General features: G+C 63.9%; 14 protein-coding genes. 9 read left to right on the top strand and 5 right to left on the bottom strand.

The features are described 5' to 3' along the window. Positions 1-40: 40 nt before the first annotated feature. Both VMI09_07800 and VMI09_07795 read right to left on the bottom strand, forming a co-directional pair. Positions 41-1,084, bottom strand: coding sequence for a helix-turn-helix transcriptional regulator (locus VMI09_07800; GenBank protein ID HTQ24585.1), 1,044 nt, complete (start codon positions 1,082-1,084; stop codon positions 41-43). Between the two features lie 67 nt (positions 1,085-1,151). Continuing rightward, positions 1,152-2,270, bottom strand: a complete 1,119-nt coding sequence (locus tag VMI09_07795) for an amidohydrolase family protein (GenBank protein ID HTQ24584.1) — start codon at positions 2,268-2,270, stop codon at positions 1,152-1,154. A gap of 262 nt (positions 2,271-2,532) precedes the next feature. Here VMI09_07795 and VMI09_07790 point away from each other — a divergent pair, with 262 nt between their 5' ends. The 7 genes from VMI09_07790 (at position 2,533) to VMI09_07760 (ending at position 8,662) form a co-directional block, all read left to right on the top strand. Further along, positions 2,533-3,249, top strand: coding sequence for a DUF4410 domain-containing protein (locus VMI09_07790; protein HTQ24583.1), 717 nt, complete (start codon positions 2,533-2,535; stop codon positions 3,247-3,249). Positions 3,250-3,472: 223 nt separating this feature from the next. Beyond that, positions 3,473-3,661 (top strand): hypothetical protein, encoded by a 189-nt coding sequence (locus tag VMI09_07785; GenBank protein HTQ24582.1) that lies wholly within the window; start codon positions 3,473-3,475, stop codon positions 3,659-3,661. A 485-nt stretch (positions 3,662-4,146) separates the two neighbouring features. Further along, positions 4,147-4,536, top strand: coding sequence for a response regulator (locus tag VMI09_07780; GenBank protein HTQ24581.1), 390 nt, complete (start codon positions 4,147-4,149; stop codon positions 4,534-4,536). Positions 4,537-5,165: 629 nt separating this feature from the next. Further along, positions 5,166-5,912: a 3-oxoacyl-ACP reductase family protein gene (locus VMI09_07775; protein ID HTQ24580.1), complete on the top strand. Its 747-nt coding sequence runs from the start codon at positions 5,166-5,168 to the stop codon at positions 5,910-5,912. A gap of 74 nt (positions 5,913-5,986) precedes the next feature. After that, a complete protein-coding gene (locus VMI09_07770) occupies positions 5,987-6,766 on the top strand; it encodes an enoyl-CoA hydratase/isomerase family protein (protein HTQ24579.1) in 780 nt (259 codons plus the stop codon). A 169-nt stretch (positions 6,767-6,935) separates the two neighbouring features. After that, positions 6,936-7,958, top strand: coding sequence for a ferritin-like domain-containing protein (locus VMI09_07765; protein HTQ24578.1), 1,023 nt, complete (start codon positions 6,936-6,938; stop codon positions 7,956-7,958). A gap of 92 nt (positions 7,959-8,050) precedes the next feature. Further along, positions 8,051-8,662, top strand: coding sequence for a TetR/AcrR family transcriptional regulator (locus VMI09_07760; protein HTQ24577.1), 612 nt, complete (start codon positions 8,051-8,053; stop codon positions 8,660-8,662). Between the two features lie 192 nt (positions 8,663-8,854). On the opposite strand, the gene VMI09_07755 is transcribed toward VMI09_07760, so the two are convergent. Beyond that, on the bottom strand, positions 8,855-9,268 hold the full coding sequence (locus VMI09_07755; GenBank protein ID HTQ24576.1) for a rhodanese-like domain-containing protein: 414 nt from the start codon (positions 9,266-9,268) through the stop codon (positions 8,855-8,857). Positions 9,269-9,409: 141 nt separating this feature from the next. Next, the gene (locus tag VMI09_07750) at positions 9,410-10,012 is read right to left on the bottom strand and encodes a hypothetical protein (protein ID HTQ24575.1); all 603 of its coding nucleotides are present in this window, start codon (positions 10,010-10,012) and stop codon (positions 9,410-9,412) included. 323 nt (positions 10,013-10,335) lie between these two features. Here VMI09_07750 and VMI09_07745 point away from each other — a divergent pair, with 323 nt between their 5' ends. Both VMI09_07745 and VMI09_07740 read left to right on the top strand, forming a co-directional pair. Beyond that, positions 10,336-11,466, top strand: a complete 1,131-nt coding sequence (locus tag VMI09_07745) for an efflux RND transporter periplasmic adaptor subunit (GenBank protein HTQ24574.1) — start codon at positions 10,336-10,338, stop codon at positions 11,464-11,466. 5 nt (positions 11,467-11,471) lie between these two features. After that, on the top strand, positions 11,472-14,657 hold the full coding sequence (locus VMI09_07740) for an efflux RND transporter permease subunit (GenBank protein HTQ24573.1): 3,186 nt from the start codon (positions 11,472-11,474) through the stop codon (positions 14,655-14,657). 23 nt (positions 14,658-14,680) lie between these two features. Here the strand turns inward: VMI09_07740 and VMI09_07735 are convergent. Further along, a partial coding sequence (locus tag VMI09_07735; GenBank protein HTQ24572.1) for an enoyl-CoA hydratase-related protein occupies positions 14,681-15,175 on the bottom strand: 495 nt, incomplete at its 5' end.

Below are 15,175 nucleotides of genomic sequence, written 5' to 3'. Positions count from 1 at the left end.
ACCTGCAATATAATTCATGCGGCCGCACTTAAGTCAAGGCTCATTTTGCACGCTTAAGCGTCCCGGAGGAGGCCGCGGCATTTCGCCGCTCGCGCGCTCCGGGTTCGCGCGCCTTGCGCACCAGCGCAGCCAGTTCGCGCAGCGATTGGGCCGGGGTCTTGCCGCCGGTATCGAGCCGGACGTCGGCCTTGGAGTAGAGCGCCTCGCGCTGCGCGAGGATGCGCCGCATGTCGGCCAGCGCCTCTTTCGCGCTGACGCCGTGGCTGACCCGGTAATCGCCCTGGCGCAGTACGCGTTCCCAGTAATCGTTGGGCGAGGCTTGCAGCCAGACCGTGTAACACGCCTCCAGCAGGCGTTCGAAGGTGGCGAGTTCGGAAACCAGACCGCCGCCGGTCGCGATCACCACCCGCGAGCGTGTGAGCACGACGCGCTCGAGCGCGCGCCGTTCGTAGCGGCGATACGCGGCCTGGCCCCACAGATCGAAAATCTCGTTCACGCCGACCGCGGCTTCGCGCTCGATTTCGCGGCTCAGCTCAACGAATTCCCAGCCCAGACGCTCCGCGAGCAGCGCGCCGAGCGTGCTCTTGCCGGCGCCGCGGAGTCCGATGAGCGCGATGCGCTGCGCCCGTCGCGCGTCGCCGCCAAATCGCTTGGCGAGGATCGCAGCCGCTTCCGTCAGTTCGGCCGGTTTGAGGCGGCGCAGCCGTTCGGCGACCAGCGCATACTCGACCGGCGGCAGATCTTCGCTCACCAGGTCGGCGAGCGGAACGTCGATCGCCGCGGCCACGCGGCGGAGCAGCACGATCGAGAAGTTGCCGCGTCCGCTTTCGAGCTCCGCCAGGTAGCGCTCCGACACGCCGCAGTCATGCGCTAGCATCCGGCGCGTCATCCCGTGCCGCGCCCGCGCGTCGCGGACGCGCTCACCGAGGAGCCGCAAGTAGGCGAGGGGAACGTCGGTCTCCAGCGGGGACGAATCGGCCGGAGCGCCCGAAGATTGGTTCGGTGAGGATTGGTCCGGTGAGGATTGTCCCGGTGAAGACCGGCCTGATTTGGCGCGAAGGGCGGCTTGAGCGTCAGGATGCATTATACTGCATCACGCTACCTCGAATCCGCCGCGCGGGCAACCATCCGCGGCGCGCCAAGGGCGGAAATCAGATGTGGTAGAAGTCGCGCGCGTTGGTCTCGAGAATCTTGTCGATCGACGCCGCGGGCAGCGAGGCCAGACGGCTCCGCGCTTTTTCCACCGGCCGCACGAAACCCTCGGCGTGCGGATAGTCCGAGCCGATGAAGAAGCGATCGTCGCCGGCGAACTGCACGATGTACGGAAACATCCGCTCCTCCGGATCGGCGCTGACCCAGATGTTGCGATGGAAGTATTCCTCGGCCGGGCGTTTCATCTGCGAAGTGTGGCCCATGTACGAGTAGCGATAATCCAGCCGCTCGATCCATTCGCCCACCCATCCGACCATCGCTTCGACTGTGGCCACGCGCAGCTTGGGGAAGCGCTCGAACACGCCGTCCACCACCATCGTGGTCAGCGCCATCCGCGGATCCTGGATGATGCTCATCGTGAAGTACATCAGGCCCGGCTTGGGATCCTTGTACCAGGCGCTGCCGGTGTAGTTGCGATGCGAGACCAGGTGGATGCCGACCGCGAGGTCGAGCGCTTCGGCCGCCGCCCACACCGGGTCGAACTCCGGATGACCGAAGCTGTGCCCGCGCACCGGCGCCGAAGAGACGAAGATCGACCGTGCGCCGAGTTTCGCCACGCGTTCCATCTCGCGCACGGCGAGCGCGTAATCGCGAATCGAGATGTGAGCGGCGGGGAACAGCCGGTCCTTGTGCGGCGCGGCCAGCTCGAAGGCCCATGTGTTGTAGGCGCGGCAGAGCGCGTCGGCGAGCGCCGGATCGTCGACCTCGCCCTCCCATACGATGCCGAGACTCGGGTAGAGCACCTGTTTGTCGAAGCCTTCTTCGTCGAGGAAGCGCACGCGCGCGTCCATGTCCTGCCATTGCTGGCTGTAGCCGAGGTAACGGTCGAAGTTGCCGATATCGAGGCCCTGCTCCTTCTCGCCGTATCCGACCAGGATGCCCATGATCTGGTCGACATCGCGGAGCTTGAGCGGTTTGCCGTCGGCGAGCATCTCGGCCTTGCCGGTCTCGGGATTGCGGATCAGCTTCACCGTGCGCTCGCGAAATGCCGGGTCGATATAACGCTCGAACAGATCCATCGGTTCCATGAAGTGACTGTCGCCGTCGATCGCCTTCATCACAGCTCGCCTCCGCGCGAGGACCGGGTGCGTCCGGCCAGCGCCGGGCCCCAGTGTCCTTCCTAGCAGAGTTTGTTCCCTCGCGCACAGGAGCGCGCGGCGCCGCGGCGCTGTGCGGTCGCGAACATGGCATCGAGTTCAATAGCTTTCGATAACCGGGCCGTTGACGAGCGGGCAAAAGCTACATAACTGATTCGTGTCGTGTCTGCGCGGTTTCCCCGCTTTGCCGCGTGTGACCAAACGATCGCAAAGGGAGAGTGTGATGAAGTTTCTCAGCAGTACGGCGCCGATATTGTTCGTGTTCCTGATCGTCGGATGCGCTTCGACGAGCGTGACCCAGCAGACCCCGATGGTCGCCCAGGGGCTGCCGCGGCCAAATCAGATCTGGGTGTACAATTTCGTAGCCAACCCGGCCGACATGCCGGCTAACTCTTCGATTGCCGCCTCGATGAGCGCACCGAGCACGCCGCCGACTCCCGACGAGGTCGAACAGGGCCGCCAGCTTGGCGCGCTTATCGCCTCGGAACTGGTTAACGACATCAACGCGATGGGGATGAACGCCGTTCAGGCCGGGCCTGGGGCGTCGCCGCAGGTCGGCGACGCGGTAATCCGCGGCTATATCGTCTCGGCCACAGGCGGCGGCGCGGGCAGCGCGGTTCAGCGCTTCGTCGTAGGTTTCGGCGCGGGGACCACGGAAATGGATACCGTGGTCGAGGGCTACGCCGTGACCCAGCAGGGCTGGATCAAACTGGGCTCCGGCACGCTCACTTCTTCCGGCAACAAGGCGCCCGGGATGGTAGTGCCGGCCGCGGTGGCAATCGCGACGGCGAATCCGGTCGGACTAATCGTGGTTGGCGGAGCGAAAATCTACAGCGAGGCGAGCGGCCGAAGTGGACTCCAGGGAAGGGCCAAGGCGACCGCCGACCAGATCGCCGAGCAGCTCAGGCTCAGATTCCAGGATCGGGGATGGATAAGCTGAGAATTGAAGTACCGCTCGCCGCAACCGCCGCCGGTCCTTTCCCATAGCCGGCGTGACGGGACTACAGTCGCGCCGTGCGCGGGTCCTGCGCAGGGTTTCGCATTTCGCATAATGTAGGAACGAACCGTTGTCTAACGCCGCCGCTGCGCGCGAATTAATTAAGATTTCTGTCCTTCGGGTCTGACTTGACAGAATCTTTGTCCAAGAAAGGGGGTGCGGACAGATGGTAGACCTGATCATCGTGCACGAGCTAGGTAGCAACGAGCCCGTACTGTTAAACTGCGCCGCGATTGTGCAAGGTCGGGAACACAACGACCCGACACATGGGATGTACATCTCGCTCGAGCTGATCGAGGGGAAATCCATCGCCGTTCGCGGCAGCCTTGAGAACCTGAAGAAGAAGGGACGCTAGCGAGCACGAGCGGCGGCCCGGATTGCGCTCGGTGAGCCGGGCTTGGAGTCAATCCTTTAGCGGCGGCGCGTCGCAGTTGGCGCGCCGCGTCGGCCACGATCACGGCCTGGGACTTGCCCCGAGCGCGGCTGTCGCGCCCAGCGCCAACAGCGTTCGCGATCCTCTGGCGTCAAGTCGCCTGGCGGCGGAAGTGTAAGGGCATCCTGTGCACGGTCAGTTCCTTCGCGACCTCGCGCGGCAGGCCGATTGCGTCGGCCTGCCCCGCGAACTCGGCGAGCAGCGGGCCGCTAATCCGACATAGGCGAGGAAAAGCTCGTTTAGCTAATCGCCATCGAAGTTGACCTTCGGCGACAGATGCCGGGCGAATGGCCATGTGATTTCGAGTACGACGAGCGCGAATGATGGGTACCGGACTCCTTGACAAAAATATTGCATACTCGCTCTTCGCTTCATGATGTGCCAACCTCACAGCAGGGTCAGTAGCTATGCCGGCACTGGGCACATCCGACCGTAAGGTTCTTATAGTTCACGAGAGCCGCGATGCGCTGTCGGCTATGTCAAATTTGCTGGAGAAACAAAATGCTTGGGTCAAAACGGCACAAAATGGCTGGGAAGCGCTGAACAGGCTGAAAGTTGATAGACAGATATCCCTGGTGGTTCTGATGTCTCTTTCGATGCCGGTGATGGACGGATGGGAATTTCTGCGCCGTAAGAGAAGCGATCCGCTCATAGCAGGGATACCCGTGATTGTGATCTCAACTTCTTCGCTGGGCCCTCTCGAAGGCGTGACGGAAGTGCTTACGAATCCAGATCCTATAGACGCTTTTGTAGATGCCGTAAGACGTCATGTGGTCAACAAAGGAGCCGACACGTAGAAATGCTCCGAACTCGCCACCCGGCGACCGCGGCCGATCTGTTCCAGGCGAGGAAAGATACCCTCACTGAAAAGGGCATCATCCAGACGGCAACGCGATCGGATCACTCTTCAGACGGGATGGGCGGGTAAGGCGTCACGCGGCGCGGCCTCGCCCTCGATACGCACCCCGGAAAAGCGCGCGACCAGCCGGTCTAACGTCGCGCCAGTCGCTCTCGATTGCGCCTCGCGTCGAGCCGCATCCCGCCGTCCCGCGTCGCGCTCGCGAGCGCGTAACCTGTCGCCATGTCGTAAAGTCTGTAAGATCAACTTGTCATGCCCGGCTGCCCGGAGTCGCGGTAGGCGGGCACGACGCGCATCCCGTGCAGCCTACGCCAGCATCCTTTTGCGGCCATGAGTCGTGCGTTCGGGTGGCGGCGGCGCTGGCACCGACTCGGCAGGGGCACCTTAAAACGGAAATATGGCTATTCGGCGTTGCCGGCCCATTTGACCGCAACTTGTCCGAAGTCCATATTCTCAAAGTGCGGCACGGGCGCGGCAGGTCATTGAGTATTCGGAAAAGTGGCGCGAACATTACTCAGTTGCGCGAAGGAACGCCCACAAAGCACACTCGATTGGAGGGACCCTTGGATGCGCGGACTAAGCGGCAAGGTGGCGTTCGTGACCGGGGCGGGGCGCGGAATCGGCAAGGGGATCGCCCAGCGCCTGCGCGAGGAAGGATGCAGGGTCGCGCTCGCCGACCTTGACCTGGCCGGGGCCGAGGACGCGGCAAAAGACGTCGGCGGCGGCGCGATCGGAATCGCGATCGACGTGGCGAGCCTCGCCAGCGTGCGCGCGGCGGTGGCCGACGCCGAACGGCGGCTGGGGCCGATCGACATCCTGGTGAACAACGCCGGATGGGACCGCGCCGAGCCGTTCCTGCAGAACAGCGAGGAGACCTGGGACAAGGTGATCGCGATCGATCTCCGCGGGCCGATCAATTGCTGCCGCGCGGTGCTCGATTCGATGATCGCGCGCGGCGGCGGACGAATCGTGTCGATAAGCTCGGACGCGGGCCGCGTCGGCTCGAGCGGCGAGGCGGTTTATTCGGGCGCCAAGGGCGGCGTGATCGCGTTCAGCAAAACGCTCGCGCGCGAGATGGCGCGCCACGCGATCAACGTCAATTGCGTCTGCCCGGGACCAACCAACACGCCGATGCTGCAGGAGCTGGCAGAGCACAATCCCAAGCTGCACGAGGCGCTCAAGCGCGCGGTGCCGATGCGCCGGTTGGGCGAACCCGCGGACATCGCGGCCGCCGTCGCGTTTCTGGCTTCCGACGACGCGTCCTACATCACGGGGCAGGCGCTCTCGGTGAGCGGCGGGTTGACGATGGTCTAGGCTGCGCGCTCGCCCACTCAGCGCCGTTTCGAAAACAGGCAACAGCCAACAGCCAATAGACGACAGGAGAAGCGATGTACCAGACGCTGCAATACGAATGTGCGGAGGGGGTCGCGATCGTGCGCTTCAACCGGCCGAACAAGCTGAACGCGATCAATCCCGAGATGATCGACGACCTGCGCAAGCTCGCCGCAGACATTCGCGCCGACCCGGGTGCGCGCGTGGTGATCTTCACCGGCAACGGCCGCGCATTCTGCGCCGGCGCGGATATTGCGGCGCTAAGCAAGGTCGGCGGCGCGCCCGACTTCATGGGCTTCATCGAGAGTGTCCAAACGGCCTTCAACGGGATCGACGACCTCGACCGCCCGACGATCGCGGCGATCAATGGAATCGCCTATGGCGGCGGATGCGAGATTTCGCTGTGCTGCGACTTTCGCATCATCGCCGAGGACGCGAGCATCGGCGTACCCGAAATAAAAATCGGTCTGCTGCCGGGCGCGGGCGGGACCCAGCGGCTGCCGCGGATGTTGCCGACCGCGATCGCCAAGCAGATGATCTACACGGGCGATCCGCTGACCGCGCAGCAGGCGTTCCATCACGGACTGGTCAACGAAATCGCGCCCGCGGGCCTGGCGATGGAAGTCGCGACGCAATGGGCGCGGAAACTGCTCAGGGTGCCGCCAGTGGGAATCCGATGCGGCAAGCTTTTGGTGAGCATCGCGCAAAGCGGCAACCTCAAGACCGGCATCGAGGCCGAGCGGCAGGCGATGGCGTTTCTCTACGCGACCGAGGACCGCAAGGAGGGTCTGTCAGCCTTCCTGGAGCGCCGCGAAGCCAGGTTCGCCGGGCGGTAAAATCCCATTAATTTGGCTGTTTTTTAGGAGACGGCCGGTTGCGGAAGAGGCGACTTAGCTTACGCTTGACATTAGCTGCACCTGCTCATATGCTTACCAAGCAAGCGTTTGTTTTAGCGGACGGGATTGTTCTCCAACGACCCGTATCCACTCGAAGGGAGTTCTTGAAATGGCTCAGATGACGTCCGAGAAGTGGCACTCGATCCCGAGCTCCATCGACACCATCTACCAGCGTGACTACGAAGTCTACGCGCCCGACATGCGGCGTCTTTACGAGAACGCCAAGCGCGACCAGTGGAACGCCTCGAGCGATATCGACTGGAGCGCGCCGGCCGATCCGGAGCGCGGCATATTTCACGACGGTCTGATTGATGCCTACGGCAGCACGTACTGGGAAAAGCTCGACAAGAAGGGGCGGCTCGAGCTCAACCACGAGTTCTCGGCCTGGCGGCTTTCGCAACTGTTGCACGGCGAATCGGGCGCGATGATCGCGTGCAGCCAGCTGGTCCAGATGGTGCCGACCACCGACGCGAAATTTTTCATGACCACGCAGGTGGTGGACGAGGCGCGCCACGCCGAAGTGCTCGCGCGCTATATCAAGGAGCGCCTCGGCAACAAGGTCTACCCGATGACCACCAACCTGAAGTCGCTGTTCGATCAACTGGTCGGCAGCAGCAAGTGGTACATCAAGACTATCGGCCTGCAGCTCGTCGCCGAGACGCTCGCGGTGTCGCTCTTCCGCATGCTCGCCGAGAGCGCGCAGGACCCGACGCTCGGCGTCGTCTGCCGGAGAATCCTGAGCGACGAGTCCCGCCACATGGGCTTCTCGGTGCTGAGCCTGCCCGAACAGATCGAGCAGCTGAGCGAGACCGAGCGCCACGAGGTCGAAGACTTCACCAAGGAGGCTCTGCGCCTCGTGATGAGCGGACAGTTTCCGCGCGACGCCTATGAAGCGGTGGGATTCAACAAGGCCGAGGTTGACGGGATCGAACGCTACCGTCAGGAGGTAGCCAAGGGCACCGAGCAGGCCATGTTCCGTCAGATGTTCCGCCGCGAGATGCATCAGCAGGTCGTCGCGAACATGGACAAGGTCGGGCTGCTCAACGACCGTATCAAGTCGCATCTGAGCTCGCTCGGCTTCAATCCCAACGCCCACGGCCGGAGCTATCAGAGCGCGGCGGCGGCCGGCTGAGCCGACGGGCGGGCGCGACGACCGCTGCGGGCAAGAAGCCGCGCGCGAACCGCCGGTAAAGGATACGGCGCGGTCGCAGCGATAAACGATTGATGAGCGCATCGACTCCCGACAGCGGAATAGCGGTCCGCGCTCCGCGCCAGGACAACCGTCGCCAACAACTGCTCGACGTAGCCGCGCGACTGTTTCGCGAGCGCGGCTATCACGTCACCTCAATGCGCGACATCGCGCACGAAGTCGGGATGCTCTCGGGCTCGATCTATTACCACTTCCCATCAAAGGAAGAGCTGCTTCTTGCGGTTTACGAAGAAGGGCTGCGGCATATCGCGGAGCAGGTCGACGCGGCGGTCGCCGCCCAGAATACGCCGTGGGAGCGGCTGGAGGCCGGATGCGCGGCGCACCTCGAAGCCCTGCTCGAACTCAGCGACTACACGCAGGTGATGATCAGGGTGTTGCCGCCCGAGGGCGGCAAGGTGGCCGAGCGGCTGCTTGAGCTACGCGATCGCTACGAGGCGCGCTTTCGCGAACTGATCGGCGCCCTGGAACTGCCCGATTCCGCAGACCGCCGCTACCTGCGGCTGCTGTTGATGGGTGGGCTCAACTGGTCGCACGTCTGGTATCACCCCGGCGGCGACCCGCCGGCAGTCATCGCGCATCGGATGATCGATCTGCTGCGCCGCGGGCTCGATCGAGCCCGGGCGTAAGCCGTCTCGGCGCCTATTTGGAGGCGCGGATCACCAGGAACGCGATCACTCCGATCACAGCCAGAAATCCCATCTCGAACAGCAGCCAATTGGTCGGACTCGCCATTTGATTTATTCCCGTTCCTCGTCGAACTGATCCTTAGTCAATTATCACGGCGCTCGGTCAAGTTAAATGAGCGCCGGCCGCCGGCGCTACGCCGGTTTCTTTTCGGGCATCGGCTCGACCGCGCCGCCGCTCTCTTTCCATGCGCGAAAACCGCCGCGGATGTGACATACCGGCTCGAGCCCCATCCGCTGCACCGCCTGCGTGGCCAGCGCCGAGCGCAATCCGCCGGCGCAGAAGAACACGAAGCGTTTGCCCGAACCGAACACGGCCTTGTAGTAGGGGCTCTCGGGATCGACCCAGAACTCGAGCATCCCGCGCGGAGCGTGGAGCGCGTCGGGCACGCGGCCGTCGCGCTGGAGTTCGCGGATGTCGCGGATATCGACCAGCAGGACGTTGGGGTCGTCCTTGAGCTTGATCGCCTCCTGCGGCGTTATGGTCTGGATCTCTTTTTCAGCCTCTTCGCACAGTTGCTTGACGGTTTTTTTCAGCTTCAGTGCCATCGCGAATCCTCCGCGATCTTTTTACTAGCACTAGCGAGGAGACCAACGCGAGGCATCGATGCGGGACACGACGGCGAGACACGCCGGACCGTCTCCTCGCAGCCCCTTACGTCGCCATCGCTCCCGGAGCCGACAGTGACCTTAGTGGTCGGCTTTCGCCTGCACCGGAATCTGGCCGACCGGCAATTCCACCGGGATCTGTTCGCGCTGGCCGCCGCTGACCACCGTCAGATACACGATCTCACCCGCCTGGGCCTTTGTCAGAACATCCCCGAGGTCGGTGACATCGCGCGTGCGCTGCCCGTCCACAGCGATGATAAGTTCGTGTGAAGAGCCGAATCCGCTCTGCTGCAGCGCCATCATTCCCAACATCGCCGGCGGAAAAAATACCGCTCCTGCGAGAAGGCCGATGGTGAGGGCAGCCTGGGCCACCTCGTGGCGGCCGTGCAATCCGGCTGCCGCCGCGGCGCTCTTTGGAACTATTTTGATTATTTCGACGCCGCTTACGGGATGGCCGTCTTTAAGCCGCGCCGCGCCGTCGTTGACCTCGATGCCGAGCAGCCCTATCTCGTACGCGCCTGCGGAATCTGAAGAATCCGTTACATAGTCGTTGGCGGAGCCGACACCCTTTCCGGAAACCTCGTCGCCCGGGGCTGCGCTTGCGGCGCAGTTTCCCAATAGAAGCGCCGCGATCGCCAGGAGAGCGAACTTGCGGCGGATTGTCGTTTTAAAGCGTCGATTCACGCGCTCGCGAACCTCTACAAATTAAGATTCGCATCTATGCGACTGAAAATATAGCGGGGTTTTTGTCCCTAAGCAGGCCGCAAGCAGACGAGACGAAGCTCGAGCATCGGCCGATCGACGCGCGAGATGCAAGCGAGCATCGGCGTACGACGGTCCAATTCTCGCCTGCGTCCCTTCATTCTAGCATAATCGATGGTCCAATGACGGTACGCTCGAATCGCGAGATGACGCGAGGCCTTTCTCGCCTGGTGCCGCCCGCTTTGGCCGTCGTTATGATGGTGGCGCTGATGCTTGCCGCCCCTGCCTGTAGAAAGGCGGCGTCCATGGCTACGCCACCGCCGCCGCCCGCAGTCGTGGTCGCGCAAGTCATCCAGAAGGATGTGCCGCTTTACTCGGAATGGGTCGGCACGACCGAAGGATTCGTCAACGCCCAGATCCATCCGAAGATCTCCGGTTACCTGCTGAAGCAGAACTACAAGGACGGCGACCATGTGACCTCAGGCGAGCTGCTCTTTCAGATCGACGATCGCGAATACAAGGCCGCGCTGGATCAGGCGCTCGGCAATCTCGCGCAGGTGCAGGCGGAGCTCAAGCGGCACCAACAGGATCTGATTCGCTACACCACGCTGTACAAGGCGGCGGTGATCTCGCGCCAGGAATTCGACACGCAGACGCAGACCACCCGCGCGAGCGCCGCCCAGGTGCAGGCGGCGCAGGCGGCGGTCGAGGCGGCGAAGCTCAACCTGCAATGGACGCGCGTGACCTCGCCGATCGAGGGCGTGGCCGGAATCGCGAAGGGTCAGGTCGGCGACCTGGTAGGCCCGACCACGCTGCTGACCACGGTCTCGCAACTCGATCCAATCAAGGTCACCTTCCCGATAAGCGAGCGCGAGTACCTGCATTTCGCCGAACGCATCAAGCTGCACGAAGAGAACGGCGTGCGCAAGAACGAGCCCACGCTGCAGATGATCCTGGCCAATGGCAAGCCCTACACTTATCCGGGGCACTTTTACGTCGCCAACCGCCAGGTCAACGTGCAGACCGGCACGATCGAGATCCAGGGCATATTCCCGAACCCCGAATACATCCTCCGCCCGGGGTTGTACGCGAAGATCCGCGTTGCCGCCGATACCGAGCGCGGCGCGCTGCTCGTTCCTCAGAGCGCGGTCATCGAGACCCAGGGGCAGATGCAGGTCGCAGTCGTCGGTCCCGCTAACCGCGTGAACCTGCGCACGGTCAAGATCGGCAAGGAGGCCGGCGAACTCAGGATCATCAAGGACGGCGTGAAACCCGGCGACCGGGTGATCGTCGAGGGCCTGCAGAAGGTCTCCGACGGGATGGAAGTGACGCCGCGGCTGGCGCCGGCTGAGCCCGATGCCGCGGGCGCTCCCGCTTTCCCCCCGGGAGAATCCGCGGCACCCGCGCAACCGGCAAGCCCGCCGGGCAAGAGTTAGCCGCGATGTCGAAATTCTTCATCAACCGGCCGATCGTGGCGATGGTGATCGCCATTTTTTTTGTGATCGCCGGCGTCGTGATGGTCTTTCGGCTGCCGGTCGCGCAGTTTCCCGACATCGTGCCGCCCAAGATCCAGACCACGGCGGTTTATACCGGCGCCGACGCGCTTACCGTGGAACAGTCGGTAGCGACTCCGATCGAGGAGCAGGTCAACGGCGCGAAGAACATGATCTACATGCAGTCGATCAACGGCCAGGACGGCACGATGACGCTGCAATCGAACTTCGAGGTCGGCACCGACGTCGATCTCGACCAGGTGCAGGTGCAGAATCGGCTCTCGCAGGCGCTCCCCAGCCTGCCCGCCGCGGTCAGCAACTATGGCCTCACGACCCAGCAGACGGTGGGGCTGCCGCTGCTGGTGTTCGCGATCAGCTCGCCGCATCACACCTGGGACCAGACGTTTCTTGCAAACTACACCGCGATCAATATCGAGGATGAGCTCGCGCGCATTCCCGGCATCGGCCAGGTCAAGATATTCGGCGCCGCGAACTATGCGATGCGGATATGGGTTGCGCCCGACACGCTGGCCAAGCTCCAGCTGACCGTCAACGACATCGTCAACGCCATCTTGGCCCAGAACGTGGTGAACCCGGCGGGCACGATCGGCGGCGAGCCGGCTCCGCCCGGCCAGCAGCTTACCGTCACCGTGCGCGCGCAGGGCCGCCTGCTGACCGCCGAGGAGTTCGGCGACATCATCCTGCGGGCCAACCCGGACGGCTCGCTGGTGCGGCTGAAGGACGTGGCGCGGATCCAGCTCGGCGCCGAGAGCTACAACCAGCAGGCGTATATGAACGGCGCGCCGAGCTCGCTGCTCCTGCTGTATCAGAATCCCGGCTCCAACGCGCTCGCGGCCGCGAATCTCGCCAAGGCCCGGATGGCCGAGCTCGCGCGACACTTTCCCGGCGACATGGCGGTGACGCTCACGCTCGACACCACGGTGCCGGTGACCGAGGGGGCGCGGGAGATCGTGGTGACGTTGCTCGAGGCGATCGGCCTGGTGGTGCTGGTGGTCTTCATCTTTCTGCAGGACTGGCGGGCCACGCTGATTCCGATCCTGACCATCCCGGTGTCCCTGGTCGGCGCGTTCATGTTTTTTCCGGCGGTCGGATTTTCGGTCAACACTCTCTCGCTGCTCGGGCTGGTGCTGGCGGTCGGCCTGGTGGTGGACGACGCGATCGTCGTGGTCGAGGCGATCACGGCGAAGATCGAGCAGGGCAAGGCGCCGCGCGACGCCGCGCTCGAAGCGATGGACGAGGTCGGCGGCGCGCTGGTCGGGATCGCACTGGTGCTGTCCGCGGTTTTCATTCCGACCGCATTCATGGCGGGCATCACCGGCTCGCTCTATCGTCAGTTCGCGCTGACCATCGCGTTCTCGGTCATCATCTCGGCCTTCAATGCGTTGACGCTGAGCCCGGCCCTGGGAGCGCTCCTGCTGCGCCCGAAAGGCGGCGCGCGGTCAAAGGGACCGCTGACGACGATATTCGCGCTCTTCAACGCGGGCTTCGCGCGCGCGACCAACGGCTACGTCAGCGTCTCGGGCCTGCTCATCCGGAAGTTCGCACTCGCGCTCGCGATCCTCGTGGGATTCGCGATCCTGGCGGGCGGAATCGGCAGGGCGCTTTCGCTGTCGTTTCTGCCTGACGAAGACCAGGGCTATTTCATAATCAACGTGGAACTGCCGGAAGCCGCTTCGCTGCAGCGCACGGTGGCGGTGATGCGGGAAATCGGCGGCATCCTCAAGCAGCAGCCGGGCGTGCGCTACTCCAACGGCATCGCCGGCTTCAGCGTCCTCTCGCAAACCACCGGTCCGCGCAACGCCGTCTATTTCTGCCTGCTCACGCCGTATCCGGAACGCAGGACAATGGCGCTGCAGTCGGATGCGATCGTCGCTGCGCTCAACCGCAAGTTTGCCGGGCTGCTCGACGCGCAGGTCTTTGCGTTTCAGCCGCCCGCGATTCCGGGAATCGGCCAGGCGAGCGGCCTCGACTTCTTCATCCAGGATCGCGGCGGCCACGACGTGGACTATCTGTGGCGCAACACGCAGAAATTTCTTGCCGCGGCGCACATGCGGCCCGAGTTTGCGGGGCTGCGCTTCACCTTCAGTCCTTCGGTGCCGCAGCTTTTCGCCGCGGTGGACAAGGATAAGGTGTTCAAGCTCGGAGTTTCGATCGACGAGGTATATCGCGCGCTGCAGACGCTGCTCGGCGGCTACTACGTGAACCAGTTCAACCGCTTCGGGCGGGTGTGGAAGGTGTTCGTCGAGGCGGAGCCGCAGTATCGGACCAAGGCGACGGAAGTCGGACAGTTCTACGTGCGCAACAGCGCGGGCACGATGGTGCCGCTTTCGACGCTGGTTACGATGCAGAAGACGTTCGGCCCCGAATTCACCACCCGCTTCAACGAGTACCGGAGCATCGAAATTTTCGCCCAGCCCGCGCCCGGCCACAGCACCGGCGACGCGATGGACGCCGTCGCCGCGGTGGCCGAGCAGGTTCTGCCACGCGACATGGGCTATGCCTGGAACGGGATTTCATACCAGCAAGCGGTGGCGGGCGGGGGCGCGGGCGTGTTCGCGCTCTCGCTTATCCTGGTGTTTCTGATTCTCGCCGCGCTGTACGAGAGCTGGTCGCTGCCGTTCAGCGTGCTGCTGAGCGTGCCGGTAGCGGTTTGCGGCGCCTTCTTCGGCCTGTGGTCGCGCCATTACGACAACGACATCTACGCCCAGATCGGTCTCATCATGCTGATCGGACTGTCGGCCAAGAACGCGATCCTGATCGTCGAGTTCGCTAAGGCGGAACTCGAGCAGGGCGAGGCGGTGGTCGCGGCCGCGCTCAAGGGCGCGCGCCAGCGCTTGAGACCAATCCTGATGACCTCGTTCGCGTTCATTTTCGGCCTGATGCCGCTCTGGTCGGCGCTCGGTGCGGGCGCTGTGGCGCGCCGGCTGATTGGCACGGTCACGATCGTCGGGATGGCGTTCTCGAGCGGATTTGCAATTTTCCTGGTGCCCGTTCTGTTCGTCGTAGTCGAACGCCTGGCGCATCGAGGTGCGTCGCAACCGGCGACCGCTGCCGCGGGACGCCCTGCTCCCCGCGACAGAGACTCCGAGGGTGAGCGCGCAGCCGGCGGCTGAGCGGCCAGGACATCGCACCCGCGCTATCTGCCCTTGTAGTTCGGCTTGCGTTTTTCGACGAAGGCGCGAGGGCCCTCGCGCGCGTCTTCGGTTTTGCGGATGACGCGCTGGGCATCGTTTTCGATCTTGAACGCCGCCTCGAACGGCAGGCCCGAGCACTTCTCCACGGTCTCTTTGATCGCGCGCACGGCAAGCGGGCCGTTTTCCGCGATCGTGCGCGCTAGCTCTTCCGCCTTCGCCATCAAGTCCTGTTGCGGCACGACGTAATTGACTAGCCCGAGGCGCCAGGCCTCGGCGGCCGTGATGCGATTGCCGGTCAGCAGAATCTCCATCGCCTTGCAGTAGGGCATCTGGCGCACCAGCCGCACCAGCGAGCCTGCCGCCGGGATGATCGCCCACTTGACCTCCTGCAGCGCAAAGCTCGCTGACTCCGCGGCGACGCGCAAATCGGTCGCCTGCATCAGTTCGAGCCCGCCCGCGATGCAAAACCCGTTGATCGCCGCGATCACCGGCTTGTA

Source organism: Candidatus Binataceae bacterium (genome assembly GCA_035500095.1).
GTDB lineage: Bacteria > Desulfobacterota > Binatia > Binatales > Binataceae > JAKAVN01.
The sequence above is the reverse complement of the archived record's forward strand: the minus strand, read 5'-3'. Positions and strand labels throughout refer to the sequence as shown.